Source organism: Thermosinus carboxydivorans Nor1 (genome assembly GCF_000169155.1).
Lineage (GTDB): Bacteria > Bacillota > Negativicutes > Sporomusales > Thermosinaceae > Thermosinus > Thermosinus carboxydivorans.
The window spans coordinates 20,680-47,188 of the sequence record NZ_AAWL01000015.1 but is presented as its reverse complement, the minus strand read 5'-3'; the positions used below and the strand labels follow the sequence as shown (position 1 = coordinate 47,188).

General features: G+C 47.2%; 25 protein-coding genes, 1 pseudogene and 1 riboswitch. All 26 genes and pseudogenes read right to left on the bottom strand.

The window, feature by feature from the left end; translation table 11 throughout:
- Window positions 1-7: 7 nt before the first annotated feature.
- The gene (locus TCARDRAFT_RS10370) at window positions 8-754 is read right to left on the bottom strand and encodes a helix-turn-helix domain-containing protein (protein ID WP_007289943.1); all 747 of its coding nucleotides are present in this window, start codon (window positions 752-754) and stop codon (window positions 8-10) included.
- 4 nt (window positions 755-758) lie between these two features.
- Entirely contained in the window at window positions 759-1,808 is a 1,050-nt protein-coding gene (mnmH, locus tag TCARDRAFT_RS10365) for a tRNA 2-selenouridine(34) synthase MnmH (RefSeq protein WP_232199119.1), read from the bottom strand.
- An 80-nt stretch (window positions 1,809-1,888) separates the two neighbouring features.
- Window positions 1,889-4,027, bottom strand: coding sequence for an FtsK/SpoIIIE family DNA translocase (locus tag TCARDRAFT_RS10360; protein WP_050769627.1), 2,139 nt, complete (start codon window positions 4,025-4,027; stop codon window positions 1,889-1,891).
- A 125-nt stretch (window positions 4,028-4,152) separates the two neighbouring features.
- Window positions 4,153-4,383 carry a YlzJ-like family protein gene (locus TCARDRAFT_RS10355; protein ID WP_007289940.1) on the bottom strand — a complete coding sequence of 77 codons (231 nt, stop codon included), beginning with the start codon at window positions 4,381-4,383 and terminating at the stop codon, window positions 4,153-4,155.
- Window positions 4,383-5,168 carry a ClpP family protease gene (locus TCARDRAFT_RS10350; RefSeq protein WP_269635013.1) on the bottom strand — a complete coding sequence of 262 codons (786 nt, stop codon included), beginning with the start codon at window positions 5,166-5,168 and terminating at the stop codon, window positions 4,383-4,385. Before TCARDRAFT_RS10350 ends, TCARDRAFT_RS10355 begins: the two co-directional genes overlap by 1 nt.
- A gap of 376 nt (window positions 5,169-5,544) precedes the next feature.
- Window positions 5,545-7,209: a ribonuclease J gene (locus TCARDRAFT_RS10345; protein WP_007289938.1), complete on the bottom strand. Its 1,665-nt coding sequence runs from the start codon at window positions 7,207-7,209 to the stop codon at window positions 5,545-5,547.
- Between the two features lie 225 nt (window positions 7,210-7,434).
- Complete coding sequence (gene dapA, locus TCARDRAFT_RS10340; RefSeq protein ID WP_007289937.1) at window positions 7,435-8,274, bottom strand: 4-hydroxy-tetrahydrodipicolinate synthase; 840 nt, start codon at window positions 8,272-8,274, stop codon at window positions 7,435-7,437.
- Between the two features lie 61 nt (window positions 8,275-8,335).
- A complete protein-coding gene (dapG, locus tag TCARDRAFT_RS10335) occupies window positions 8,336-9,556 on the bottom strand; it encodes an aspartate kinase (protein ID WP_007289936.1) in 1,221 nt (406 codons plus the stop codon).
- A 10-nt stretch (window positions 9,557-9,566) separates the two neighbouring features.
- Window positions 9,567-10,599, bottom strand: a pseudogene (locus tag TCARDRAFT_RS10330) (aspartate-semialdehyde dehydrogenase).
- Between the two features lie 21 nt (window positions 10,600-10,620).
- Complete coding sequence (gene dapB / locus TCARDRAFT_RS10325) at window positions 10,621-11,415, bottom strand: 4-hydroxy-tetrahydrodipicolinate reductase (protein ID WP_007289934.1); 795 nt, start codon at window positions 11,413-11,415, stop codon at window positions 10,621-10,623.
- 111 nt (window positions 11,416-11,526) lie between these two features.
- A riboswitch (Lysine riboswitch) is annotated at window positions 11,527-11,700 on the bottom strand.
- An 86-nt stretch (window positions 11,701-11,786) separates the two neighbouring features.
- Window positions 11,787-12,419 carry a general stress protein gene (locus TCARDRAFT_RS10320; protein WP_007289933.1) on the bottom strand — a complete coding sequence of 211 codons (633 nt, stop codon included), beginning with the start codon at window positions 12,417-12,419 and terminating at the stop codon, window positions 11,787-11,789.
- Window positions 12,420-12,479: 60 nt separating this feature from the next.
- Complete coding sequence (locus TCARDRAFT_RS10315; RefSeq protein WP_007289932.1) at window positions 12,480-12,773, bottom strand: YlmC/YmxH family sporulation protein; 294 nt, start codon at window positions 12,771-12,773, stop codon at window positions 12,480-12,482.
- Window positions 12,774-12,794: 21 nt separating this feature from the next.
- Window positions 12,795-13,112 carry a hypothetical protein gene (locus tag TCARDRAFT_RS10310; RefSeq protein ID WP_007289931.1) on the bottom strand — a complete coding sequence of 106 codons (318 nt, stop codon included), beginning with the start codon at window positions 13,110-13,112 and terminating at the stop codon, window positions 12,795-12,797.
- Between the two features lie 89 nt (window positions 13,113-13,201).
- Complete coding sequence (locus TCARDRAFT_RS10305) at window positions 13,202-13,651, bottom strand: dCTP deaminase/dUTPase family protein (protein ID WP_007289930.1); 450 nt, start codon at window positions 13,649-13,651, stop codon at window positions 13,202-13,204.
- 10 nt (window positions 13,652-13,661) lie between these two features.
- A complete protein-coding gene (locus TCARDRAFT_RS16030; protein ID WP_232199117.1) occupies window positions 13,662-13,856 on the bottom strand; it encodes a hypothetical protein in 195 nt (64 codons plus the stop codon).
- A 41-nt stretch (window positions 13,857-13,897) separates the two neighbouring features.
- The gene (locus tag TCARDRAFT_RS10300) at window positions 13,898-14,917 is read right to left on the bottom strand and encodes a M16 family metallopeptidase (RefSeq protein WP_007289929.1); all 1,020 of its coding nucleotides are present in this window, start codon (window positions 14,915-14,917) and stop codon (window positions 13,898-13,900) included.
- Window positions 14,918-15,054: 137 nt separating this feature from the next.
- Window positions 15,055-15,936, bottom strand: coding sequence for an N-acetylmuramoyl-L-alanine amidase family protein (locus TCARDRAFT_RS10295; RefSeq protein ID WP_007289928.1), 882 nt, complete (start codon window positions 15,934-15,936; stop codon window positions 15,055-15,057).
- A 28-nt stretch (window positions 15,937-15,964) separates the two neighbouring features.
- Window positions 15,965-17,173: a glycosyl hydrolase family 18 protein gene (locus TCARDRAFT_RS10290; RefSeq protein ID WP_007289927.1), complete on the bottom strand. Its 1,209-nt coding sequence runs from the start codon at window positions 17,171-17,173 to the stop codon at window positions 15,965-15,967.
- Between the two features lie 114 nt (window positions 17,174-17,287).
- On the bottom strand, window positions 17,288-18,019 hold the full coding sequence (locus TCARDRAFT_RS10285) for a polysaccharide deacetylase family protein (RefSeq protein WP_007289926.1): 732 nt from the start codon (window positions 18,017-18,019) through the stop codon (window positions 17,288-17,290).
- A gap of 114 nt (window positions 18,020-18,133) precedes the next feature.
- Window positions 18,134-20,233, bottom strand: coding sequence for a polyribonucleotide nucleotidyltransferase (locus TCARDRAFT_RS10280; RefSeq protein WP_007289925.1), 2,100 nt, complete (start codon window positions 20,231-20,233; stop codon window positions 18,134-18,136).
- 134 nt (window positions 20,234-20,367) lie between these two features.
- Window positions 20,368-20,634: a 30S ribosomal protein S15 gene (gene rpsO / locus TCARDRAFT_RS10275; protein WP_007289924.1), complete on the bottom strand. Its 267-nt coding sequence runs from the start codon at window positions 20,632-20,634 to the stop codon at window positions 20,368-20,370.
- A gap of 157 nt (window positions 20,635-20,791) precedes the next feature.
- Entirely contained in the window at window positions 20,792-21,727 is a 936-nt protein-coding gene (locus tag TCARDRAFT_RS10270) for a bifunctional riboflavin kinase/FAD synthetase (RefSeq protein ID WP_007289923.1), read from the bottom strand.
- Between the two features lie 37 nt (window positions 21,728-21,764).
- Window positions 21,765-22,643: a tRNA pseudouridine(55) synthase TruB gene (truB, locus tag TCARDRAFT_RS10265; RefSeq protein ID WP_007289922.1), complete on the bottom strand. Its 879-nt coding sequence runs from the start codon at window positions 22,641-22,643 to the stop codon at window positions 21,765-21,767.
- A gap of 4 nt (window positions 22,644-22,647) precedes the next feature.
- Window positions 22,648-23,589 (bottom strand): DHH family phosphoesterase, encoded by a 942-nt coding sequence (locus TCARDRAFT_RS10260; RefSeq protein ID WP_040683322.1) that lies wholly within the window; start codon window positions 23,587-23,589, stop codon window positions 22,648-22,650.
- Window positions 23,590-23,591: 2 nt separating this feature from the next.
- Window positions 23,592-23,945: a 30S ribosome-binding factor RbfA gene (gene rbfA, locus TCARDRAFT_RS10255; RefSeq protein ID WP_007289920.1), complete on the bottom strand. Its 354-nt coding sequence runs from the start codon at window positions 23,943-23,945 to the stop codon at window positions 23,592-23,594.
- A gap of 23 nt (window positions 23,946-23,968) precedes the next feature.
- On the bottom strand, window positions 23,969-26,479 hold the full coding sequence (gene infB, locus TCARDRAFT_RS10250) for a translation initiation factor IF-2 (protein WP_007289919.1): 2,511 nt from the start codon (window positions 26,477-26,479) through the stop codon (window positions 23,969-23,971).
- Window positions 26,480-26,509: the final 30 nt, after the last annotated feature.

The following is a 26,509-nucleotide window of genomic DNA, read 5'->3' as shown; positions in this document are numbered from 1 at the left end:
AAAGCCTTTAAGGCTTTGTAGTAGTATTTGCCGCAAAAGTTTTCACTATGACTTCCCCTTTAGCGCCTAGCTTTCCGAGAGGCTGACCGTTGTGGCTTAGTTCAACGCCACCAGCATTGCCAAGTTTAATAACAATATTGCGCTCCGCCTCCCAGGTGAAAGAATCGCCGGCATTAGGGGTTCCTTCATAAATTTCTTTTCCGTCGGCCGTGACTAACGTCCAGCACGCGTCAGTATATTTTGCCGTAATTATCACCGGTTTTGCCTTTGCCGAGGGCTGGCCGGCAGGCGCTGGTAGCGTCTGCGTGGGTTGCGGTGGTTGGGCCGGGACTGTCGGCGGCTGCACCGGCGCGACGGGAGCAGGCTTAACTTCTGGTGCTGGACTTTTAGGCTGGTGCCCGGCCGTAAACCACCAAACAGCGCCCGCAATGATAACACCCATTACCCCTGCGACAAGCCACTTAACAGGAAAAGCGGAAGAGGATGCTTCCGTCTTCGTCACTGCTGGCTCAATCGTTTGCGGCGTCTGGCTCTGGCGATACAGGTTGACCATCTCTTGGCCGTTAAGGCCCAAGAAATTGGCATAATTGCGGATAAATCCCTTTAAATATACCTCTCCGGGAATGGCCGAGTAATTACCCTCCTCTATAGAATTAATATATAACGCCCGTATACTAGTGGCGTTTTCCACATCCTTGACTGTTAGCCCCCTTTTTTCCCTTTCCCGCCGCAAAATTTCGCCCACAGTTTCCACGCGATTACCTCCTCTGCTCTAAATACTCAACAATTTGGCAGGCCGCTTTATCCAAATTATTAGCATTGACTACCAAATCAAAATAATCCAAGTTGGCTGTTTCATAGCCATACAGGGGGTCATAATAATCAGTCAAAAGGATGCGTACAACATCACGCACCTCGCCGCTCAACAGCTTATCCGACAAGGCCATGACTTTCCTAGTGCCCAGGCGTTTGGCCAACGCCTTGAGACTGGCCAGCAGCGCTTCCGTATTATTTCGGTAAACATCAACATACTCGTCGATGAGGCGACTGACGCGTGTCTCCAAGTCGGCCTGTACTAAAATCTTTTTTCCCCTCCGCATAGCCTGATATAAGACATCGGGAAGATATACATTACCGATTCGTTTACTTTCACATTCCACAACAACATAGCGTTTTTCATTAAGACGCTGTAACTCTTGCAAGAGGAGAGCATCAAAATTTTGCGCTGTCTGTGGTTTTCCCAAACCGACTTGACCAAATACGGAGCCGCGATGATTGGCTAAGGATTCTAAATCAATAACCGGAATTTGTTTTTTGGCAAGTTTACCTAATAAGGCAGTCTTGCCCACCCCGGTTGAACCGCAAATAACAATGATTTCCGGCCGTAATTCAAATGTCCGCAAGCTATCGAGAACAAACCGGCGATAAGCTTTATACCCGCCAATCAATTGGTAAGCTGTTATTCCCATTAAATCAAGCACGGTCACCACTGATTTGGATCGCATCCCGCCACGCCAACAATAAATGATAATTGAATACCCTGTTTGATAGAAAGACCGGATTTGGCTGACAAGCTCAGGAAGTTTGCTTGATACAATGGCTAATCCTCGCTGTTTAGCCTCAATAACACCCACTTGCTTATATATTGTCCCCACTTCCGCCCGTTCATGGTCATTAAATAGCGGAATATTAATCGCTCCGGGTATATGTCCTTGTTCATATTCGCCTGGTGACCGCATGTCAATAAACAAAGGTTTGTCTATTTTTAAAGCATCTTCAAGCGCAATGACTTTATGCAAAAGAATCACCAACACTACATAGAATTCTGGTACTATTCTGCCCCATAAAAAATGGAAGAAAACTTATAAGCATATGCTTCTGCGGTCGGCTATTCCTGCTTAAAATAGCGAGCATATACTTGGTCGGAGGTCATAAGAATTTCCCGAGGTTTACTACCTAAATTAGGCCCGACAATCTTCATTTCCTCCATTGTATCAATGAGCCGCGCTGCTCTAGTATAGCCAATCCGGAATTTACGCTGTAACATAGACGCAGACGCCTGACCTGTTTCCAGCACCATACGGATAGCATCCTCAAGGAGTTCGTCTTGATATTTTTCCCGCTCATCCTTATCTTGAACATCGCCGGCAGTCGTTACCCCTTCCGTGTATTCCGGCTCGGCTTGTTTCTTGATATAGGAAACAAGTTCTTCCACTTCACTATCCGAAATGAAAGCTCCCTGTACACGCAAGGGTTTTGGCGCACCAACGGGGTAAAAGAGCATATCACCTTTGCCCAGCAGTTTTTCCGCGCCCGCCATATCGAGTATGGTGCGGGAATCAACTTGCGACGAGACAGCAAAGGATATCCGGGACGGAATATTGGCTTTGATAATGCCGGTAATGACATCGACGGAAGGTCGCTGGGTTGCCAGCACCAGGTGAAGACCGGCGGCACGCGCCATTTGGGCTAATCGACAAATAGCGTCTTCCACATCGACCGGTGCAACCATCATTAAATCAGCCAGTTCGTCGATTATAATAACGATAAGTGGCAATTTTCCCTCTGAATTGAGGTCATTGTACCGACCAATATCTCTGACACCTGCTGCCGCGAATAAGGCATAGCGCCGCTCCATTTCCTGCACCGCCCATCGCAGGGCGGAAGCAGCCTTTTTCGCGTCGGTAACCACCGGGGTTAACAGATGAGGAATGCCATTATAATTAGACAGTTCCACCACTTTTGGATCTATTAGGACGAACTTTACTTCATTCGGCAACGCTTTAAACAATATGCTGGTAATCAATGTATTAATGCAAACACTTTTACCCGAGCCGGTAGCCCCTGCGACCAGGACATGGGGCATTTTGGTCAAATCAGCTACAATCGGCTGGCCGGCAATGTCCTTCCCCAAAGCAACGGTTAATTTTGAGGAAGCCCGTTGAAACTCCTCACTTTCCAAAACTTCCCGTAACGAAACACTTGCTATATCCTTATTGGGCACCTCAATACCGATCGCTGCTTTACCGGGAATAGGCGCCTCAATACGGATACCCGGAGCAGCCAATTTGAGGGCAATATCATCGGATAAATTGACAATCCGGCTGACCTTGACGCCCGGCGCCGGTTCCAACTCGTAACGTGTAACTGCCGGTCCCTGGCAAGTATTAATGACTTTGGCAGAAACGCCGAAACTGGCCAGCGTCTCTTCGAGCAGGCGTGCATTGTCGGCAATATCCTTCGTCGTCTTACCCGCTCGGGATTTGACAGGTTTTTTTAGTAGCGATAAGGGAGGCAATATATAAGGAGTATTGCCTCCCTTGCCTTGTATTTCTTCTCCCGCGGGCTCAGCCTTCAGAACACGTTCAACCGTTGAAACAGTTGTCTCAGTCGTTTCTTTCCTGGCCAAGTAGTGTTCGCGTTCCTGATCGTAGAATTTAGGAATTACCGGCTTTTCCTCTTGCTCTTCTTCAAGAGTCACCGCGGTTTCGTAACTACCAGCTATGGCTTCGCGTACAGTAGTTAAACCCTGTACCGCCTTTTCCTTGACAAATTGAAGAACTTGCGCAAGGGAATAGGCGGAAACCATAACAAGAGCGGAAAGTACTGTTGCCAATAAGACGATTACAGTCCCGTCAATACCGAATAACTTGCGTAAGATAAACAAAACCATCCCACCGACAAGCCCACCGCCGGGGACAAGACTTTCCGGTAGTATCTCCATGCCAGGATTAATTTTAAAATGGTGCCAAATAGCCAACGCCTGTATATACAGCAGTATTAATCCGAAAAACTTTACTGAATAAACGATTTCACGCCGTGTCCAAATATAACGAGACCCAATTGCTGCCAGTAAAAAAGGGATGACTGCAGCCCCCACACCGAAACTGTGTTGCAATAGTCTTGTAATAAAAGCGCCGACCGGACCAGTGTTAAGTCCTAACAAACTAATCAAAGCAATAATGGCTATGGTAATGAAACAGATGCCTAATAATTCATATTTTAGTTCCGGAGTCAATTCAGGCATCAGCTTGGCCAAAGAAAACCACCTCAACTTTTTATCTTTCTCCAATTTGCTGGGAATTCCTTTATTATTTGTAAAATAAATAAGCACTCCGGCAAAAGTGCTACGGAGTGCTTGCCTTCAAATATTTAAATTACTTTTTTAGCAACGGGTTGGTAAGTCAAAACGGTGCCGGGTTGAAGGTCGGCACGCAGATAGTCCTGTGGGTCTGTCGACAGAATACGAATGACGCGGCACTGGACAGGTGACAGCCGCTCAACGACAACCGTCAGGCCGGCATAGTCGATTTCCTCATAATTAGGTTGAGTATCAAACCCTTCCAGCACTATTTCCAGCGGCAGCACCGTCCATAAAATCATTACTGCTTCAACCCCTTCGTCTCCTTCTGTGTACGAATCAGTTCCTGCAACTTAGCAATAGCTTGCGCCATACCGCCTAACTCATCAATCAGTCCATAGCGAACAGCGTCTCGCCCTACCACGTTGGTCCCGATATCCCGCGACAATTCTCCAGTCTTAAAGAGCAGCTCCTTCCATTTCTTTTCCGTAATTTTGGAATGGCTAACAACGAATCTGTTAATTCGCTCTTGCATTTTTTCTAAATAATCGAAAGAACTGGGGGCACCGATAACTAGACCGGTAAGGCGAATCGGATGAATCGTCATGCTAGCACTTTCAACAATAAACGAGTAATTCGCCGACACCGCTATTGGCACCCCGATACTATGGCCACCGCCCAAAACCAGTGATACCGTCGGTTTAGACAGACTGGCGATAAGTTCGGCGATAGCGAGACCGGCTTCCACATCGCCCCCGACAGTATTTAAAAGCAAAAGCAGCCCTTCAATGTCCGGATTTTGCTCAATTGCTGCAATCTGGGGCATAACATGTTCGTACTTTGTTGTCTTATTCTGTGGCGGGAGTACCATGTGCCCTTCGATCTGACCAATAATAGTCATGACGTGAATGTTGGATTTGGCGGTAGGTACTTCGGAACTACCCATAACTTGGATGTTTTCGGTAGTTGCCGATTTTTTCGCCTGCCGGCTTTTTTTATTGGGAACGTCAGGCTGAACGGGCGCGTTAGGATTTTCCGGATTAGGTCCCGGCGGCGCGACTACCGGATTATCGTTATCTATCATCATATCCCTCCGACTATTTAGTCTTCTTCTAGTATTCAACAGTGAACCTATTTTAATGCAACTAGTACTTACTGGTTCGGGCTTCTTGGTTTTACAGTTCAAATTAATGCCGCCTTGTCCTGTAAAAATAAAGAAAGCCTTGATATCCTCCAGGTTGAGGCTTCAAGGCTTTATACTTGCTTTAGAAAAAAAACCACAAAGTAAACCGGAGCTTCGGTTTCTTACTTTGTGGTATGACAAGTGTTCCGCTATAACTATACTAGCCTAGTCCGGCCGTACTTGCAATTTAAAAATTTTGATGGGATCTATAAGCGAAATTTATGCACATCAAGAAGCTTACTGGACCACCAATTCTTACCATATACTTTTTTATACTTTTTTAAACTTCCATAATGATCGGCAAAATCATCGGACGGCGCCGCGTGCGCTCATAAAGAAATTTACCAAGGACATCACGTACATTGGACTTGATACTGGCCCATTCGGTCACGCCATTGAGCTCGCATTTCTCCAAGGTCTGGCGAACTTTTTCTTTGGCTTCATCCATCAACTGTTCTGACTCACGCACGTACACGAAACCTCTGGAAACAATGTCCGGACCGGCCAAAATCGAGCCGCGTTGTTTATCCATGGTAACAACCATGACAAGAATTCCATCCTGCGATAACTGCCGACGGTCTCTGAGGACAATATTACCCACGTCGCCAACGCCGAGACCATCAACCAGTACTTTTCCGGCTGTAATTTTACCGGCAATGCAACCCTTCTCACGAGTAAACTCCAACACACTGCCGTTTTCGGTAACAAAAATATTCTCTTTGGGCATCCCCAGTTCCTGAGCCAGCTTAGCGTGTTTAATAAGATGGCGATATTCCCCATGCACAGGGACAAAAAACTTCGGCCGGATTAGGTTGTGCATAAGTTTCAGTTCTTCTTGACTGGCATGACCGGAAACGTGAATGCCGGATGTCGCTTCGTATACTACCTCTGCCCCCTGGCGGAATAAATAATCAACAGTTCTAGCCACCAATTTTTCGTTTCCGGGAATGGGCGTAGCCGAAATAATAACCGTATCACCCGGCATAATTTCTACTTTTTTATGATCAGACATGGCCATGCGGGTGAGAGCGGACATCGGTTCACCCTGGCTGCCGGTAGTTACGATGACAATACTTGAGGGCGGATAATTATTTATTTCGTCAATATCAATAAGTACTCCTTCGGGAACGCGTAAGTAGCCTAATTCCAACGCAATATTTACCACATTGATCATGCTTCGTCCCAGAATAGCTACTTTACGCTTATACTTGCAAGCCGTATCAATAGCTTGCTGGATACGGTGAACATTGGAAGAAAAGGTTGCAATAATAATACGCTCGCGAGTGGTACGAAACGTTTCGTCAAAAGTCATACCCACAGATCGCTCACTAGGCGTGTAACCAGGTCTTTCAGCATTGGTACTGTCGGCCAGCAGGACAAGTACCCCCTGATCCCCTAATTCGGCAAACTTGTGAAAATCTGTGACTTTACCATCCACTGGCGTTTGGTCTAGCTTAAAGTCACCCGTGTGGACGATAGTACCGATAGGTGTTTTGATGGATAGTGCCACAGCGTCGGCGATACTGTGGCTCACGCGGATGAAACCAACTTTAAAGATACCGATATCGATTTGATCGCCTGGTTTTACCGAGATTAACTTTTCCCCGGCTACATTGTTTTCCCGTAACCGTCCTTCTAAAATGCCCAGCGTTAATGGGGTGCCGTATACCGGGACATTTAGCTGCTTAAGGACATACGGAAGAGCCCCTATATGGTCTTCATGCCCATGAGTCAGCACGATAGCCCGGACAAAATCCTTGTTTTCCAAGAGATAGGTAATGTCAGGGATAACCAGGTCAATACCCAGCATATCGTCTTCGGGGAACGCCAACCCCGAATCTATCACCAGAATATCGTCACCATAACGGATGACTGTCATGTTTTTGCCGATTTCCCCTAAGCCGCCAAGCGGAATAATTTGAATTTTCTGCGGTTGTTTGGCCAAAAAGAGCTACACCTCCAAGATATTCCAATCAATTGTTATCCGCCGCCCACTACATAAAAATAAAAAAATACGCCCGTTCCATCCACTTGGTTTTCATTATACAATATTTACTAGCTTATAACAAGTAGAAAACCTTGTGCCTACGGTTATTATGCGCAAATCCCCCTCAGCAATACAAACCGCTCATCTCAAGGAGATGAGCGGTCAATTTTTAACCTTCTGTAATTACACCAGAACTCCTAAATCCTTCATGACCTTTTGAATTTGCTCCCGTTCCGCTGCGGTCGGCGACACCAAAGGCAGCCGGAGCGGACCGGCATTTAGCCCGATAAGGTTGACGGCTGTCTTAATAGGAATAGGATTGGTCGTTACGAAAATTACCTTAAAGAAAGGCATCAGTTCGAGATGAATGGCCTGTGCCTTCGTCAGATTGCCGCTATAGAAAGCGGCAATCATCTCCTGCATGCGAGTGCCTACGATGTGAGAAGCTACACTGATAATGCCAGCGCCGCCAACTGCCAGTATGGGCAAAGTAAGGCTGTCGTCACCGCTGTATACCAAGAAATCACTAGGAGTAATGCGGACAATTTCTGATACCTGATCTAAACTGCCGCTTGCCTCTTTTACGGCTACAATGTTTTTGATTTCGGCCAACCTGGCAATAGTCGCCGGTAAAATGTTCGAACCGGTACGTCCAGGAACATTGTAGACAATCAGCGGCAACGCCGTTTCTTCGGCAATAGCCTTAAAGTGCTGGTAATATCCCTCTTGTGGCGGTTTGTTGTAATATGGACCGACAAGCATCGCGCCATGAACACCAAGTTTTTCCGCCTCTTTTGTCAGAGTAATAGACGCACGCGTATCATTGGATCCTGTACCGGCAATAACGGTAGCTTTGTCACCGACAGCTTCCAAAACAGTTGCGTACAGCTTGATTTTTTCTTCTTTACTTAATGTTGCCGACTCACCGGTGCTGCCGGCTACGACCAAGCCGTCCGAACCATTAGCTACAAGATATTTAGCTAATTCAGCCGCTGCCTTATAGTTTACAACTGTAGTCATCATGAAACGGCGTCACCATCGCAGTGAGTACCCGCCCAAAGTTTTTCATAGTTCTCCCTCCTCTTCAATTCGCCAGACCGAATTTTTCGTGAAGAGCCACTACGGCTTTACTAACGTCCATCTTTTTAACTAAAACTGAAATAGACGTATGTGAGTCAACTGTTTGCAAGATAGGTATATTATTCCGGGACAATGCTTCGACAAAGCTGGCCATTACCCCTGGTACTTCCCGCATGCCACCGCCGACTACCGAAACTTTAGCACAGTCGCCGACCGTCTCCACGGCATAACCGAGACTGCGCAGCTTGGCAGCTGCTTTTTCTGCTACCTCTTCCATAACCGTAAACATAATTTGCCCAGGATGAACATTGATTAGGTCAACACTGATGCCGCTGTCGGCCATTGCCTTAAACACTTTGTAGCTTTCGTTATGGGTGGTGGCAGCGTCCAAAGTAATTTTAATCTGCGCAATATTCGGAAGATACGTTACGCCGGTAGCTACTTTATCAGTAACGGCCGTTTCCTGCGTGTCGCCTTTTGCTGTGCTGGTTATTAAAGTGCCGGGAGCATTAGAAAAAGTGGATTTAACCACCAACGGTATGTTTTTTTGCATTGCGATTTCCACGGCCCGCGGATGAATGACTTTTGCTCCCTGATGCGCTAACTGGCAAACTTCGGCGTAAGTGATAGAATCTAAAATTTTAGCGTTGGTCACTATGCGCGGATCAGCAGTCATGATTCCGTCTACATCGGTGTAAATTTCCACCATTTCGGCGTTAAGAGCCGCTCCCAAAGCCGCCGCCGTAGTATCACTGCCACCCCGACCAAGAGTAGTGAATTCGCCGTCGACGGTAACGCCCTGAAAGCCACAAACTACCGGTGTTTTACCCATTCTGAGCAAGCTCAGCAACCGCGAAGGATCAACTTTTAGAATTCGGCTGTTATTAAAATTATTATCGGTAATAATACCGGCCTGACCACCGGTAAGCATAACCGCATCAATCCCGGCTGCTTGCAGGGTGCCTGCCATGACTACCGCCGAGATGATTTCACCGCAATACATAATCATATCTAGTTCGCGGGCAGCAATATGTTTATAGGAGGAACGGGCAAGATCAATCAGGGTATCGGTAGCATAAGGGTCCCCTTTCCGTCCCATCGCGGAAACCACCACAACGGGACTAAATCCCTGTTCCATGGCGCTGTGGATTTTTTGAACAACGAGTTCTCTGACCTTGGAGGATGCGACCGAAGTCCCTCCAAATTTTTGAACAATTAAACGCATCCGTCACACCTCATATTAATTTATGGTCAATCATGTACTCAGCAATCTGCAAGGCATTTAAAGCTGCGCCTTTGCGAATTTGATCCCCTACTACCCACATATTGAGCCCATAAGGAACCGATTTATCCGGGCGGAGCCGGCCGACAAACACTTCATCGCGATTAGATGTATAAAGTGGCATTGGATAGAGCATTTCGGCAGGATCATCCTGCACGATAACACCGGGAAAAGCGGCAAGAGCGCTTCGTGCCTCCTCAACCGAGAGCGGCCCCGCTAATTCTAGGTTAATGGATTCGGAATGACTGCGGTAAACAGGTACGCGAACCGTTGTAGCCGTAATGGCAATGCTATAATCGTTGAAAATTTTATGGGTTTCATGAACCATTTTCATTTCCTCTTTAGTGTAACCGTCTTCAACGAAAACATCAATCTGTGGTATCAAGTTAAAAGCAATCTGGTAGTGTTTGGGCAGGCTGGCGCTCGGCAGGATACGAGCCTCGACCGGGCGGTCTTCCATTATTGCCTTTACCTGGTCAGTTAATTCGTCGATAGCCTCTTTGCCGGCTCCGGAAACAGCCTGATAAGTAGAAACAACAACCCGTTTGATTTTTACTCGGTCGTAAATCGGTTTTAAGGCCATAGCCATAATAATCGTCGAGCAGTTTGGGTTGGCAATAATGCCTCTGTGATTTTTAATTGCTTCCGGATTTACTTCCGGGACAACAAGCGGTACATCGGGATCCATCCGGAAAGTGCTGGAATTGTCTATCACAACGGCGCCGGCTTTAACGGCTTCCGGAGCAAAAACCTTGCTGGCGGGTCCCCCGGCAAAAAGAGCAATTTGCACGTCTTTGAACGATTCGGCTTTTGCTTCTTCGACGGTATATGTTTCGCCTAAAACTTGCATCTGTTTGCCGGCAGACCTTTCCGAAGCAAAGTAATTTTAACTTCCCCACCGGAAACTTTCGCTCTTCAATTAGCTTAATAAATTCCTGTCCTACCGCGCCGGTCGCGCCCAAGATTGCAACATTGTATTTCATAATTCTCGCCTCCAATTACTCAGTTTACTTCATAATGTTTTCCAGTCCGTAGACAAGTCCGTCGACGGTTAAAACCCGCTTGCACGCCAACAACACACCCGGCATGAAAGACTCACGGGAAATGGAATCATGGCGAATCGTTAGCGTCTGCCCAAGACCACCGAAAATGACCTCCTGATGAGCTACATATCCGGGCAGTCGCACGCTATGGATACGAATGCCTTCAAAATTGCCGCCACGGGAACCAGCCAGTTTTTCCACCTCGGCAGGATGTCCCTGCTGCATACTGCCACGGTTCTGCATAATTAGCTCGGCCGTTCGCAGCGCTGTTCCTGACGGTGCGTCCAGTTTTTGATCGTGGTGCAGCTCAATAATTTCCACATGAGGGAAATATTTTGCAGCTTCTTGTGCCAATTGCATCATCAACACCGCGCCTACGGAAAAATTCGGCGAAATTATCGCATTTACACGGCTCTGTTTGCATAATTCCCTTACCTCAGACACATCGGCCTCGCTAAGACCAGTAGTGCCGACTACGGGACAAACACCGTTTTTAATTGCGATACGGATATTGTTCATTACCGTATCGGGGTTTGTAAAATCAACCATAACCTGGGGTTTGGTTTCGTTAATGACTGTTTGCAGGTCGTTGCCAACGGTTACGCCTATTTTGCCTGCACCGATCAGTTCACCGACATCATCAAAATTGGACTTGATGTCTACCGCACCTACAATGCTGAGTTGTTCGTCCCTATGTACCGCCTTCAAGACTTCGCGACCCATCTTCCCATAAGCTCCACACACCATTACCCTGATCATTATCTTTCACCTCCCACAAAAATAAGAAGCAGCCGGTGAACGCTATCTCACCGGCTGCCACTAGTAGACAGCTTAAAAGGGAACAAGAAACACTAGTGTTTCCCCGCCCTTAGTTGAGATAGCGCTCCACCAAAATAACTTTGGTGACAGTGTTACACCTGTTCGGCGCAACACCAGCACGAAAGCTTGGCATTCTTTCGTACTTCGGCGGTCATCCCTTTCCTTTCAGATCCTGACGCCACTCTCCCTGAAAGTACTCTTGAGGACCGCACCTCTACTCACCCTGCGCAGGTTTATTATTCATTTTACGTTCATTGTATAATAATGGTTACACCAGTGTCAAACATATTTAAAAAAATTTATTATTTTTCCTACCGAGCATTATGACTTTCTACGTCCCGAGCACCATTTTGCCGGAGAACTTGGGCCGCTTGCTGTACTTTCGCCGCATCGGACCGGATTACCGCTAAAATTCCGCCTTCGGCAACATGCTGCTCATAGCGCCGACTCACCTCTGCCGGAATACCCCAGTCGATCAACCCTCCGGCAATACCCCCTGCTACCGCGCCGCTCAAGGCCGCGGCAATAGGTCCAGCGGCAACGATCGGTCCAATACCAGGAATAGCAAGAGCTCCAGCACCTACCATGAGGCCACCGATTCCACCCAGTGTTCCGCCGGTAAGAGCGCCGTCGGTAATATCGTCATCAACAAACTCAGTGTCATTTCGCCTTTTACGTTCTTTGGAGACAATATTTATTTCTTCCGTAGAAAACCCCTGGTTACGCAGTTCGCTTACCGCTTTTTCAGCCTGTTGGTGGGAATCAAAGACCCCGATAACCATTTTTACATTCTGACTACCAGTACCAGTTTTGGCAGCTTGCCCTTGAGCGGCCGATTGTGCCGCTGTCTGCGACTGCATGGATGTAGTTTGCGCTTTGGCGTAACTGGTAACAACACTGTTTGTTGCGCCTTGATTTTGTTGGTTTGTATTATTTGGTACCATGGTGTGCCCTCCTAACATTAATTGTGTTGCAATTTAATGTTAGTCTTCCCACCATTCCTTTTAATATTCGTCTTCGTAACGCTCACGTCGCATACCGGCATACAGGCGGTCAAACGCATTGTTTAAGTCAACAATAACAACCTCATCGCCAATCCGTTTAATGGCATGCCACGGAATTGTCGAACTCCGGTTATCGCTGAAGAAACCGAATAACCCGCCGCGGGTAGGTAATATGAGAGCATTTATTCGCCCTGTCTTCCTATCAAAAGACAACTCACACTCATCAATTACGCCTAGCCGGGAACCGTCACCAAGATTAATTACTTCTTTCCCTGATAGTTCACTTAGACGCATAGTATCCTCCCTCTATAAGTTCTATTTATGTAAAAGAAGGTAGAGTTTTAAAAACAGCGGCTGAATAATGGCTACGCCCAAGGAAATTAGCGCCAACGGGTCGATAGCGACAGTCAAAAGTCCCACCGTTGAAGGTATTTCCAATTTTAAAAAAGACACAAGCATAATCAGTGAAAGATATATTCCGCCTGCGGTCGCCACCAGTTCCTGTACGGCAAGCGAAACCGGCGACGGTTTGGTCTTGTTTTCATCAAGCATTTGCCGGTAACGGCACGTCCTAAGCCACAATGACCATGCTATTAGCAGCGTAAGAAGGATAATAAGGCCAATGGCATACATGTAGTCCCCCCCCTACATACTTCTACCAAATGGATATGCAGAGAGACAAAATTTATGTCAAAAAGAAAAAACGGCCAAATGGCCGCTGTCTATTTTCCCGTGCTTCCTATTCCGCCTGTTCTGGTAGCTCCTGCAATACGGTCGTTGTCGACCAACAGGTATTTATTAAAGATGCCTTGGGCAATACGTGTTCCTTTCGCAATTTGCACCGCTTGCGTCCCATGATTGAATACTGCGAGAATAATATGTCCTTCGTTGGTTGGATTATTATAATAATCAGCGTCAATAATACCTTGACCATTAATCAGACTTAAACCGTGCTTGACGGCCAGGCTTGACCGGATATGAATGCTCAAATACTCATCTGGCAGCATATAGGCTTTTAACCCGGTCGGAATAAGCGTAACCGTCTGAGGCGCAGCAACGACATCCTCCGCGGCTGCGAAATCATAACCGGCACTGGCCGCTGTCTGCCGCCGCGGCAGCGCAATACCTTTGTCAATATAGCTCGATACTATTTCAAAACCTCTTTGGCGCATGAACTTACTCCTAAATTTTTAATTCCGGCAATACCGTTTCTTTTACAGGCCCCAAGGTAGTCAGCGACAACGCGCCGGAACCAAACAACCTATTAATGATGTTTCGCAGATCGTCCGCCGTAACTTGGTCAATCTTTTCAACCACTTCATCCACGGTTATATATTTGCCAAGGCGTAATTTCCATTTTACCCAAATTCGCGACATGCGGGCTACTGGAACTCTCTAGACCTAAAAGCAGGTTGCCTTTAAGGCTGTTCTTTGGCCCTAACCAATTCTTCGTCCGAAACCCCGTTAGCCTTTAAATCTGCCAGATTTTGCAAAATAAGTTCCAGAACTTGCGGCGCATTGGCCGGACGGGTGCCCGCATAAACAGTAAATAACCCTGCATCACTGTAATTAGTTTGATAGGAATAGACAGAGTAAGCAAGACCGCGCTCCTCGCGAATTGTTTGAAAGAGTCTTGAGCTAATCCCGCCACCCAAAATATTATTTAAAACATGAACTGCATATATTTCCGGGGCGTCTTGCGGAACACTCGCCGCACTAAGACAAAGGTGAACCTGTTCCGTTTCCTTGGGACACACCTTACTAACAGGTGTAAATGTAGGCTTATCCAAAATAAGTTGTCGTTTTGTTCCTGTCAAGTGTCCCAGATAACGCTCTGCTAATTCGACCAGTTCGTTATGAGACAGGTTACCGGCCGCAGTAACGACGATGTTATCTGGGCGGTAAAAATCGTCATAATAGTCAAGTACCCGTCGCTGGTCAAATCTACTAATAGAAGACAATGTGCCCAAGATATTACGCCCTAAGGGATGACCAGGCCAAACATGATCAAGATGCAAATCATGCACTAGTTCGTCGGGTGAGTCCTCGTACATTTTAACTTCTTCCAAGACTACTTCGCGTTCGCGCTTAATATCTTCAGGGTCGAATTTAGATGCGAGCAGCATGTCGCTCAGAATGTCAATAGCCAAGTCAAGATGACTGTCGATGACTTTGATATAATAACAAGTATATTCTTTGGCGGTAAAGGCGTTAAGCTGGCCGCCTACTGCATCTACCATTTCAGCGATTTCTTTGGCTGAACGTTGATGGGTACCTTTAAACATTAAGTGTTCAATAAAATGAGAAATACCATGGTTATCATCTTGTTCATTGCGTGAGCCGGTACCCACCCAGATACCGAGCGTAACAGACTTTACGTAAGGAATCGTCTCTGATATGACCCTGATGCCGTTGTCTAACAATGTCTTACGGTACATATATAGCTCCTTCTCCATATAGTATCTCAGTTAAATTCTGCCGTTTCGGGAAAAATCCTTCCGGTTGTCCATTATTATATTTCCCTTAGGCAAGAAAAAACAGAGATGTCCAACTAGCGACATCTCTGTTTGTCACTTTATTTGCTATTCTTATTAAAATAGCGGACAATCCCGTTATAAATTCCTTGAGCAATGCTATTGCGATAGGAATCATCCTGGAGCTTTTTAGCTTCCTGGTCATTGGTGACAAAGCCCATTTCAACCAAAATACTGGGCATCGATGTATTGCGCAGTACATAGAAAGTGGCAGGCGCCACGCCCTTGTCTACGGCGTTTGTGGACTCAATTAGCGCGCTTTGCACTTCTAAGGCCAATGACTGCGATCGGCCGCTGGGATAGAAGGTCATCGCGCCAGCAATAGTCGGATCGGGATTGGAGTTTGAGTGAATGCTTACAAAAATATCAGCATGGTTTGCTTCGGCAATATCCACTCTTGCTTGCAATTCTTCGCCTAAAGAGCTTCCTTCCGGTGCTACCGTACGGTCTGTACTGCGAGTCATGATGACATTGGCCCCGGCACGAACAAGTTTATCCCGAAGTTTTAAGGCCACAGCCAGGTTATTATCCGCTTCACGGGTATTAAAAGCAACAGCACCAGGATTGCTACCGCCGTGGCCGGGGTCGACGACAATTACCTTGCCGCGCAGCACGCCTGTATCCTGTATCGGACCGGAAGAAGACGGCGGCAGAGGAGTAACTTTTATTGGCGAAGTCGAGGCGGGTGCTTCCGCCTTTCCACCATTGAAAATATTTAAGATCGGTCCCAAGATTTTGTTAAATAATAGGTCAAACAATTTTTCAAACAGGTTGGCGCCTTTACCGTCAGTAGGCGCCGTAGAGGCAGTTAGCGTTTTCAATACATCATCAACCGGCGCGGCATGCGCGCCTTGCACAGGAGCCAAAAGACCTACTACCAGAACACACAGTAAGCAGTATGATATTATTTTTAGATAATCCACGTAAAACCTCCTAAATATGTTTTAGTGTCTATTGTTTTAATAACTTTGCTTTTAAGACCGACCAGTAATTGGGATCTTCATCGCCCAGTTTCCATAGGGCAGCACCGGCCAGGTCATACTTGTTAATTAAGTCCAGTTTGTAATGCAGGCTCCGGCTGTTTTCAAACCAGACCTGATGGGCGAGTCCGTCCGCACCGGTGTAAGTAAAATGCGGCGATTTAGAAGGCTCGTCCCACTGCATGAGGGCATTATATCGCTTTGCCAGATCCATAACATTAGCGTAAGTCAAGCTTTCAACGCCCTGGTTCGACCAGTCATAGCCGTAGGTAGCAATGCCGAGATATAACTTGTGTTTGGGGATAAACTGCAAAGCGTATTGAATACTCTGTTCCACCCAGCGGATATCGGCAATGGGACCAGCATCACTCCACATACCATGGTTGTCATAGGTCATAATCATAATTTTGTCAGCATACTTACTGAGAGCTGCATAGTCATAAGCGTAAGCCACATCTTTCTGTTCATCCTGTTTGGGAAAAACATCAATGCTGACACGATAGCCCTGCGGTTTTAACCGAGCCGACAACTCCTTCATAAAAGCAGTCAAATTATCACGGTCTTCGGGCGGAACCATTTCAAAATCTATATTTACACCGTCAAGGTTAAATTTTTTGATGTATGCCTCTAGGCTATCAATGGCTTTGCTGCGCAAACTTGGATCGGATAAAACGGTGTGTATGGGAGAGTTAACGGAATTATCTTGTTTGGCATTATTGACGAGAAGCAGCACCGAAATATTATGACGGTGAGCAAAGTCAACCACCGCTGCATGGTCGCGACCGCCCCGGTCGGTTACTGAACCGTCCGCTTGCAGCGTGGCCCAGAAAGGGGCAATAGTTTTCACGGCATCGGTATTGGCGGAAAGGGAGTTAAAGGAAGCCTTATCGCCACTCCACCATTCAGCGTAAAAACCGACAATCTCTTTTGCGCCGGGATGTATCAACCCGCTTGGCAGACCGATTTTATCGGCAGCCCGAGAAGCACCGTTAAACAAGTTGTCCAGGAACTTACCCAAAAAGAGGCCGAGGAGAAGGTCAACCAGACCTTGTCCGGAAGAGGACGTCTGCCCTAATAAATCGGCAATAGAAGCAGCTTGTACAGGAGCCAGAGGTACTAACATGGCAAATACAAAACTGGCAAGCATCAACCAAGTTATCTGAACTTTATATTTGAACATTTTTCGACCCCCCTTTGTTTACCTGGATATTATGATAATTTTTTATGTAAACATACTACCATATTTACGCCATTATAGCAATAAAAAAAACAGGCCTAATTCTGCCTGTTTAACTTATTTGATTATATCGGAAACCGTAGTAATTATATATCCCTTAGCAGTAATTTCTTTAATAAGAACGGGTAAAGCCTTGGCCGTTACTTCCGTAGGATGCATAAGCACAATGGCTCCATTATGTATTTTTTTCATTACCCGATTCCAGATTACTTCTTCTGATGGTTTTTTCCAGTCAATAGTATCAACACTCCACATTATTGTCGTATAACCCAGCTCGGCTGCCGCACTCAACACAGTATCATTATATTCTCCGTAAGGAGGGGCATAGAGCGTGGTTTTTATACCTGTCACTTCTTGGATAAGGTTTTCAGTCCGTAAAATCTGTTCCTGATTTTGCCGTTTAGACAAACTGTTGGGATGGGGGTGGCTGAAGGAATGGTTGCCCAATTCATGACCGCGTTTAGCCAGTTCTTTGAGCATTTCCGGATATCGCTTACCCCAACTTCCCCCAATAAAAAAGGTTATTTTTATATTATGCTGATCAAAGGTATCCAGCATGGCTGGAAGGAATTCTTCGCCCCAAAAAACGTTGCAAGCAAAGGCGACTTTTGGTTGGTTTAGGTTGCCATGAAATATTGGCTGCGGCTTCGAAGCACTTATCGTGTTGATAAGCAAAGGTTGCAAAGCGCCTGCCAGCATGGCGACAGTAAGAAAGACGCTCGTTGCCAAAAACATATACCAATTGGGCAAGCGTTTAATAATAATCCAGCGCCATTTCAACGGTATCACCTCTTCCTTACAAGTGTATTATCCAACATCTCAATTAATGAAAATAAAAAACATAAACCCGAAGAGGTTTATGTTCTTTCTGGGTGATATATTTTTTTGCTGTATTTTGCTGATCTAATCATTACTTTTACTATCGCGCTCAGCCTTGAGAAGTTCTTTACGAGATAGATTTATCCGTCCCTGCCGGTCAATTTCGGTAACCTTTACGAGAATCTCATCGCCTACTTTCACAACATCCTCTACCTTGTTAACACGCTCGCGCGCTAGTTGCGAGATGTGCACCAACCCTTCCTTGCCTGGCAAAATCTCAACAAAGGCCCCGAAATTCATCAGGCGGGTAACCTTCCCCATGTAAACGCCGCCCACTTCTACGTCGCGTACAAGGTTCTCGATGATACGAACTGCTTTTTTGCCGGCTTCCACATCAACAGCGGCGATAAAGACCTTGCCGTCATCCTCGATGTCAATCGTAACGCCCGTTTCATCAATAATCTTCTTGATCGTTTTTCCACCCGGACCGATAACATCGCGAATCTTGTCGGGATCAATTTCCATGGTAATAATTCTGGGAGCATAAGGCGATAGTTCGGGTCTAGGTTCTTTGATAACTTCCAACATCTTATCTAAAATAAACAACCGGCCGCGGCGAGCCTGTTCCAGAGCGTCAGCCAAAATTTCTTTCGTGATGCCAGAGATTTTAATATCCATTTGGATAGCGGTTACACCCTTGGCTGTACCTGCTACTTTGAAGTCCATATCGCCGAGAGCATCTTCAATTCCCTGGATATCGGTAAGAATGGTGTAATGATCGCCTTCCTTCACGAGCCCCATGGCTACGCCGGATACAGGAGCCTTGATCGGCACCCCGGCATCCATGAGGGACAGAGTGCTGCCACATACGCTCCCCATAGAAGTTGAGCCGTTAGATTCTAAGACTTCCGACACCAGCCGGATAGTATACGGGAATTCCGTTTCCGGGGGAATAACCGGTAGCAGCGCCCGTTCTGCCAGCGCCCCATGCCCGATTTCCCGTCGTCCAGGCCCGCGGGCAGGTCTCGTTTCCCCTACACTAAATGCCGGGAAATTGTAATGATGCATATAGCGTTTAGACTCTTCGACACCGAGCCCATCCAAAATCTGTTCGTCGCCAATAGCGCCTAGAGTTGTTACCGTCAACACCTGCGTTTGGCCGCGTGTAAACAAACCTGAGCCATGTGTTCGCCGCAGCAAGCCTACTTCACAGCTTATCGGTCGAATTTCATCTAGCTTCCGACCGTCCGGTCTTACTTTATCGATGGTAATCATCTTCCGAACAATTTCTTTGAGAACTTTTTGCATAACATAGGCAATATCCTTAGCATTGTCCGGATATAGGACTAAAAAGTGTTCGGTCGCCTCAGCCTTCACCTGCTTGATTTGCTCTTCCCGCATTAACTTGTCGGGATTGGTGACGGCATCTTTTAGTTTCTCGGTAACATATTCGCGCACGGCGGCATCAATTTCTGGCGGTACTTCATAAAGAGGAATTTCCCGCTTAGGTTTGCCGACCTCGGCAACTATTTTTTCCTGAAAAGCGACAATTTCCCGAATGACATCATGTCCGAAGGTTATCGCGTCCAATATTGCTTCTTCCGGCACTTCATTGGCGCCGGCTTCGACCATTAAAACTGCGTCCTTGGTGCCGGCGACGACTAGATTAAGGTCGCTACGCTCTTGTTGTTCCACTGTGGGATTAATAATAAACTGACCGTCAACCCTGCCTACCCGTACGCCGCCAATTGGGCCGTTAAAGGGAATATCGGAAATGGAAAGTGCGCACGAAGCCCCAATCATGGCCGGAATATCCGGTGGGTTGTCCTGATCCACGGAAAGCACGGTAGCAACTACATGGACATCATTCCTGAATCCTTCAGCGAATAACGGTCGAATTGGCCGGTCAATCAGACGACCGGCGAGGATGGCTGCTTCGCTGGGACGTCCCTCACGCTTAATAAATCCGCCCGGTATTTTACCGACAGAGTATAGTCTTTCCTCGTAGTCTACCGTCAAAGGAAAAAAGTCGATGCCTTGCCTGGGCTCTGCAGAAGCGGTAGCTGTCACTAGAACGGCCGTGTCGCCATAGCGAATTAGGACGGCGCCATTTGCCTGTTTTGCCATTTTGCCCGTTTCTACAACCAGCGCCCTTCCCGCAAGCTGCATCTGAAAAGTTTGCATATTCGGTTTTCCTCCTCTGAACCCCTTTTCTCTTTACCAAAGTTTAACTGTTCGACATTTTTTTTATTATTCCCTCTTTTATAAGCCGCTAAACTTAAAAAATAAGCAAAAAAGCGGGAAAAACCCGCTTTTGTTTATTTTCTGAGGTTGAGTTTTTCAATGATGGAACGATAACGCTCAATGTCGTTGTCCCGCAGATAATTCAACAAGCCTCTACGTTGACCAACCATCTTTAGAAGACCACGGCGCGAATGATGGTCTTTTTTGTGCTCTTTGAGATGCTCGGTCAGGTAGTTAATTCGCTCGGTGAGAATAGCAATCTGCACCTCAGGTGAGCCTGTATCGGCTTCGTGAAGACGGTACTTCTGAATAATCTGCTGTTTTTGTTCCGGCGTCAACATATAGTCACCTCCTTTATTTCGCTATCCCCATAGCCAAGACAATCGTCGGAGCTTCGACTATCCTCGCTAAGGTTCTACTCCTATGTACAACAAAGAGACAAGCTCACGCATACATAAGTCAATAAAATTTTACCATAAAGTGAGATCCCTGTAAAGGCTAAACACCAGGAAAGGCTTGATGGTAGGTGCGTGCCAGTTGAATATCCTGGCTGATCTGGCGTTTTAATTCGTCGGCGTTGGCAAAAACCATTTCACCGCGTAAACGTTCCCAAAATGTAACCGTTACGGTTTGGCCATATAAGCTTCCTTCAAAACCAAAAAGAAATACCTCTACACGCCGCTGTTGGCCGTTAAAAGTTGGGTTACGCCCTACGTTGGCCACGCCATCATAGTGTATATCTCCGGCCAAAAGTCGTACGACATAAACCCCGTCGGCAGGCAGCAACATGCCTTCGGCCGTTTTAATATTTGCTGTGGGGTAGCCTAGAATACGTCCGCGGGCTTCTCCATGCACCACTTCCCCCGAAAGAAGCGGTGGGCGGCCAAGAAACTTCCTGGCTTCAGCCACTTTTCCGGCGGCAATAAGGCTACGGATGTAAGTACTGCTAACAAGTTTATCATCTATGCACACGGCTTGTTCAATTTGAACGGAAAAACCTGCCTTAGCGCCAATTTCTTTGAGTGTTTCTGGAGTACCGGCGCTTTTATAGCCAAAAGTATAATTTGGTCCTACAACTATGTGAACAGGAGATAAATGTTCCACTAATAAGTTTACGAACTCGTAGGGCGATAATCTTAAAAACGTAGCTGTAAATGGAATACTAACCAGAAGATCAACGCCTAGTTCTTCAATCAACCGGGCCTTGTCTTCCTGCGTTAGCAAGAGGGGTGGACACCGCTCAGGAGCAACAATTGATAACGGATGGTTGCTGAAAGTAAATACCACACTGCTGCCACCTGCGACTCTGGCCAATTCCACGGCTCTGCGAATGATCCGTTGATGGCCAATATGGACCCCGTCAAAAGTGCCAAGAGCAATAGCCGTTTTTGAGTAAATTCGACCCAAGTCGCCGATTTGGGTAACGATTTTCATCAGTAATCTCCCCGTGTTTAGCCCTAATATGACTAAGTTAGTCGCCGGGATTGGTGCACACGATTTTAACAGGCCGCAGCGGCGCCCCAGGTCCTTGTTTTTCGCCTATGCCGATAAACTGTTTCTGGTCATTATATAACCGAATCATTCCCTGGTTGCGGCAGTCTATCCGGACTGCCTGGCCTTGAACAATAGCCTTGGCTTGCGCCACCGTCAGAAAAATTGGCGGAAAATGAGCAACAGCCAAATCAGGCGCCTGTAAGGCCCGTTCTTTTTCCGCGGCAATTTCTTCCAGCGTTAAGGCCTCAGTTAGCTGAAAATTGCCAACCCGGGTACGGACCAAAAAGGACATCACTGCCGGACAACCGAGACGGCGGCCAATATCAGTGCAGAGAGTCCGGATATAGGTGCCTTTGGAGCAGTCTACATCGAAATATATTCTTTGTTCCCGGACAGCAATAAGCTGAATTTTGTTAATTTTGATCCGGCGCGGTTGCCGCTCAACAATAATGCCTTGACGCGCCAAATCATAAAGTTTTTGACCCCCGATTTTGATTGCCGAGTACATGGGCGGAATTTGCTCAATTTCTCCTGTAAATTCTTGCAAGAGAGCATCAAGATCGCTAATAGGCGGCAATACACAAGGAGCAGTGCGGATAATATTCCCCGTATCATCGCCTGTATCGGTTTCACGGCCGACTGTCATTTCTACCCGGTAACTTTTGTCAGCGTCAGCAGTATACTCTATGAGTCGCGTCGCGGCACCAACAAATACAGGAAGCACACCTGCCGCGGCTGGGTCAAGCGTACCAGCGTGGCCCACACGTTTTACACCGTAAAGGCGACGAACGAAAGCAACAGCATCATGCGAAGTCATTCCAGGCGGTTTTAAAATATTGAGAATGCCTTCGGCCATATCCTCACTCCTGTAGGGCACGGATGGCTGCCTGAAAAACCTTGTCTTTAACAACTGCCAAAGAACCCCTTATCGTGCAGCCAGCCGCACGAGCGTGACCGCCTCCGCCAAAAGACAAGGCCAGTCTGCTAACATCGGTCTTGCGGGAACGGAAGCTAACGCGTACTGTCTCCTCATCAATAACTTTAAACATTACGGCAATCTCTACGCCTTCAATGTTACGGGGGTAGTTGATAAAGCCTTCAGTATTTTCCGCCCCTTCAGCATAGGAATCAACAGTTATCGCGGCAATTCGCCCGTCATGATGTAGTTCTAAGGTATCCAACGCTTTCGTAAGCGCAACAATACTATCTAGCGGCTTTGTTTCCAGGTTCTCGGATATGATATGAGGTTGGGCGCCTTTTTCCACAAGCTCAGCGGCATAACGCAGCGTCGTTGCCGTTGTATTTGCATAACGGAAAAATCCACAATCGGTAGCAATAGCTGTAAAAAGGCAGCAAGCTACGACGGCGTCAACCGGTAAATTTAGCATTTTGAGAAGTTCAAAAACGATTTCTCCTGTTGCCGCCGCCTGACTGTCCACATACCAGTAATCAGCAAACTTCGTATTGGAAATGTGGTGATCAATATTTAAAACCGGCGCCCTTACCATTTCTTTGACTCGCCCAATCCGTTCCTCATCGCTAGCATCGAGGACGACTAACAAATCAACGCCGTCATGGAACGTCACCGGCCGGCGTATTTCCTCATATCCAGGCAAAAATTGGTACATTGCTGGCACTGAATCATCGAGCAGCATAGTAACTTCTTTACCTGCACGGCACAAACAGGAATAAAGCGCCAACATTGAACCCAAGCAATCGCCATCGGGATGAATATGGGCCGTCAACACCAAACGCCCAGCCTGGTTTATTTTGGCGGCAACATCATATAACGAAATTTCCATATTCACTGACTCTCTTCGTGTTTGATTTTGTTTAACAGTTCCTGTATCCGCGCGCTGTACTGCAGCGATTCATCCAAGTGCAAAGATAATTCGGGAACGTGCCGAATGCCAAGATGCTTGCCAATCTCTGTTCTAATGTATCCCAAGGCCCGGTGGAGGCCGGCCCATGTTCCCGCTTTTTCTTCATCGGAACCCATGAGGCTGAGAAAAATTTTAGCGTAGCGCAAATCGCCGGATACCTCGACACGAGTAACCGTAACGAAGCCAATGCGTGGGTCTTTAAGTTCTGTCAAAATGATCTTACTGACTTCCTGTTTTATAAACTCCTGTATCTTTTCGACGCGCAACTGTCCCATGTTTAACCACTCCCAGGGGCAGACTATTTAACCACTTCCATGGCAAACGCTTCAATAATATCGCCAACTTTAATATCGCGGTACCTTTCGATAGTAATACCACACTCAAAACCGGCGGTTACTTCCTTAACATCATCCTTAAAACGACGCAGCGACTCTACTTTTCCCTCATGTACGACAACTCCGTTCCGAATAACGCGGACTTGCGAGGAATTAGTGATTTTTCCCTCCAGAACATAAGAACCGGCAACAAGGCCTTTCGGAATGGAAATGACTTGCCGCACCTCTACCCGGCCCTGGAGAACTTCCTTGTATTCCGGGGCAAGCATACCTGTCATGGCCGCCTCGACGTCATTGATAGCATCGTAAATAACGCGATAGGTGCGGATATCTACCTTCTCGGCTTCAGCCGCTTTTCTCGCGTTGGCATCAGGACGAACATTAAAACCAATAATCAGAGCATTTGATGCCGAAGCCAGCATAACATCTGATTCATTAATGGCGCCAACACCGCCGTGAACAATATTAACACGTACCTCTTTGTTCTTCAGATTGACTAACGCCTGGCGCAAAGCCTCAACTGATCCCTGCACATCAGCCTTTATGACAATATTGAGATCTTTAATATTGCCTTCTTGAATTTGTTTGAACAAATCGTCAAGCGAAACTTTCTGCGCTTGCTGAAGTTCTTCGGATCGCTTTTTGGCAAGGCGCTTTTCCGCAATGCTCCGTGCTTTCTTTTCATCATCGACGGCTACCAAAATATCCCCGGCTTGGGGAACATCGGACAGACCAAGCACTTCAACCGGAGTAGCAGGCTCGGCTTTCTTGACCTTGTCACCCCGATCGTTCACCATTGCCCGCACCTTACCATAAGCCGTTCCAGCAATGATGATATCGCCGACGCGGAGCGTGCCTTTTTGAACGAGAACAGTAGCCACCGGCCCCCGGCCTTTGTCCAGTTGCGCTTCGATAATTGTTCCGTAAGCAGGACGGTTAGGATTAGCCTTAAGTTCCTGCATTTCGGCAACAAGCAAAATCATTTCCAGAAGGTCGGCAAGACCCGTCTTTTTCAACGCCGAGACAGGTACCATGATCGTATCGCCGCCCCAATCTTCGGCGATTAGCCCGTGTTCGGCCAATTGTTGTTTGACGCGGTCAGGGTTAGCTCCCGGACGGTCTATTTTGTTAATCGCTACAATTATTGGCACCTTAGCAGCTTTAGCATGATTAATTGCTTCAATCGTCTGTGGCATTACCCCATCGTCAGCGGCCACAACAAGGATGGCAATATCGGTCACCTGAGCGCCGCGGGCCCGCATGGCCGTGAACGCCTCATGGCCTGGCGTATCTAAAAAGACAATTTTTTTCCCTTGATAGTTGACCTGATAAGCACCAATATGCTGCGTAATTCCCCCAGCTTCAGTGGCCGTCACATGGGTTTGACGTATTGCATCCAGGAGTGATGTTTTGCCATGATCGACATGCCCCATGATCGTAACTACCGGCGGTCGCGGCAACAGGCTACCAGGGTCGTCTTCAATTTCGGGAATTTCCGTGGGATCTTCTTCTGGCGGTAGTACCTCAACCTTTACACCAAACTCTTCCGCCAAAATCGTAGCCGTATCTAAATCCACTTCTTGGTTGATAGAAGCCATGACGCCGAGCATCATCAGTTTTTTTATAACTTCGCTGACCTCACGGCCTAACTTGCCGGCTAGTTCTTTAACAGTCAGCGGCTCTCCGAGCTTAATTGTCTTCGGTTTTGGCGGTTCGGTTTTCGCGGTGGATACCGACGCTGACGGCCTAGTGTTGGGATTACCTGTGGCATGTTGGTCTTTGCCCTGCTGTTGTTTGGGCCCATTGGCGCCCCGCTTTTTATTATTGTTGGCCTGAACTGGCCGCCGTGCCCCCTCGTTATGCCACGTGCCACTATCGTGCTGCGAACCGGTCGGTCGCTGACCGGGTGTTTGCTGCGACCGCTGAGGTTGAGATGACTGTTGTCCCCTCTGATTCTGCTGTGGCGTTTGCTTCGACCGCTGGGGGCTATGCTGCTGTTTACGCTGCTGATTGTGCTGGTTATACTGAGCTTGACGGTTTTGCTGATTTGGTTGGTTTTGTTGATTTTGCTGTTTCGGGCGCGACTGCTGCCCGGTATGCCCCACAGGCTTTGTTTGCTGCTTAGGATTAGACTGCTCGCTCCTTGCTTCCTGGGAACGCTGCGGTTCACCACTATGCCGGGTTTCAATTCCCGAGCGGGACTGTTTTGTCAAGCCACTCCGACCCGGTGCTTCTCCCACATCTGAATGAGATACCTTTTCGGCATCGGCCGGTTTGGAACCATTATTTTTTTCCGCTGTCGGCGCTACGCCGGCCTTACGTGCAAATGTCCGGTCGATAACAGCCTTAGCAGCGTCGTCGACGCTGCTCATATGATTTTTCGCCGTAATATTATTGCGAGCTAAAATATCTATGATGACCTTGCTAGTTGTGTTATATTCCTTGGCAAGCTCATATATCCTGTATTTGGACATTGATCCACCCCCATTTTCTTTCTCTCCCTA

Bases quoted from the DNA above. Each gene is read 5' to 3' on its own strand.
- TCARDRAFT_RS10290 (WP_007289927.1), bottom strand. From the start codon at position 17,173: ATGTTCAAATATAAAGTTCAGATAACTTGGTTGATGCTTGCCAGTTTT.
- TCARDRAFT_RS10355 (WP_007289940.1), bottom strand. From the start codon at position 4,383: ATGATTTTATGGACGGTGCTGCCGCTGGAAATAGTGCTGGAAGGGTTT.
- TCARDRAFT_RS10360 (WP_050769627.1), bottom strand. From the start codon at position 4,027: ATGCCTGAATTGACTCCGGAACTAAAATATGAATTATTAGGCATCTGT.
- TCARDRAFT_RS10260 (WP_040683322.1), bottom strand. From the start codon at position 23,589: ATGGAAATTTCGTTATATGATGTTGCCGCCAAAATAAACCAGGCTGGG.
- TCARDRAFT_RS16030 (WP_232199117.1), bottom strand. From the start codon at position 13,856: ATGTCGCGAATTTGGGTAAAATGGAAATTACGCCTTGGCAAATATATA.
- TCARDRAFT_RS10310 (WP_007289931.1), bottom strand. From the start codon at position 13,112: ATGTATGCCATTGGCCTTATTATCCTTCTTACGCTGCTAATAGCATGG.
- TCARDRAFT_RS10320 (WP_007289933.1), bottom strand. From the start codon at position 12,419: ATGGTACCAAATAATACAAACCAACAAAATCAAGGCGCAACAAACAGT.
- TCARDRAFT_RS10315 (WP_007289932.1), bottom strand. From the start codon at position 12,773: ATGCGTCTAAGTGAACTATCAGGGAAAGAAGTAATTAATCTTGGTGAC.
- TCARDRAFT_RS10270 (WP_007289923.1), bottom strand. From the start codon at position 21,727: ATGAAAATCGTTACCCAAATCGGCGACTTGGGTCGAATTTACTCAAAA.
- TCARDRAFT_RS10305 (WP_007289930.1), bottom strand. From the start codon at position 13,651: ATGCGCCAAAGAGGTTTTGAAATAGTATCGAGCTATATTGACAAAGGT.
- rbfA (WP_007289920.1), bottom strand. From the start codon at position 23,945: ATGGGACAGTTGCGCGTCGAAAAGATACAGGAGTTTATAAAACAGGAA.
- TCARDRAFT_RS10350 (WP_269635013.1), bottom strand. From the start codon at position 5,168: ATGATGATAGATAACGATAATCCGGTAGTCGCGCCGCCGGGACCTAAT.
- truB (WP_007289922.1), bottom strand. From the start codon at position 22,643: ATGGCCGAAGGCATTCTCAATATTTTAAAACCGCCTGGAATGACTTCG.
- dapB (WP_007289934.1), bottom strand. From the start codon at position 11,415: ATGATCAGGGTAATGGTGTGTGGAGCTTATGGGAAGATGGGTCGCGAA.
- dapG (WP_007289936.1), bottom strand. From the start codon at position 9,556: ATGCGTTTAATTGTTCAAAAATTTGGAGGGACTTCGGTCGCATCCTCC.
- rpsO (WP_007289924.1), bottom strand. From the start codon at position 20,634: ATGTTGACGCCGGAACAAAAACAGCAGATTATTCAGAAGTACCGTCTT.
- TCARDRAFT_RS10300 (WP_007289929.1), bottom strand. From the start codon at position 14,917: ATGTACCGTAAGACATTGTTAGACAACGGCATCAGGGTCATATCAGAG.
- infB (WP_007289919.1), bottom strand. From the start codon at position 26,479: ATGTCCAAATACAGGATATATGAGCTTGCCAAGGAATATAACACAACT.
- TCARDRAFT_RS10280 (WP_007289925.1), bottom strand. From the start codon at position 20,233: ATGCAAACTTTTCAGATGCAGCTTGCGGGAAGGGCGCTGGTTGTAGAA.
- dapA (WP_007289937.1), bottom strand. From the start codon at position 8,274: ATGATGACTACAGTTGTAAACTATAAGGCAGCGGCTGAATTAGCTAAA.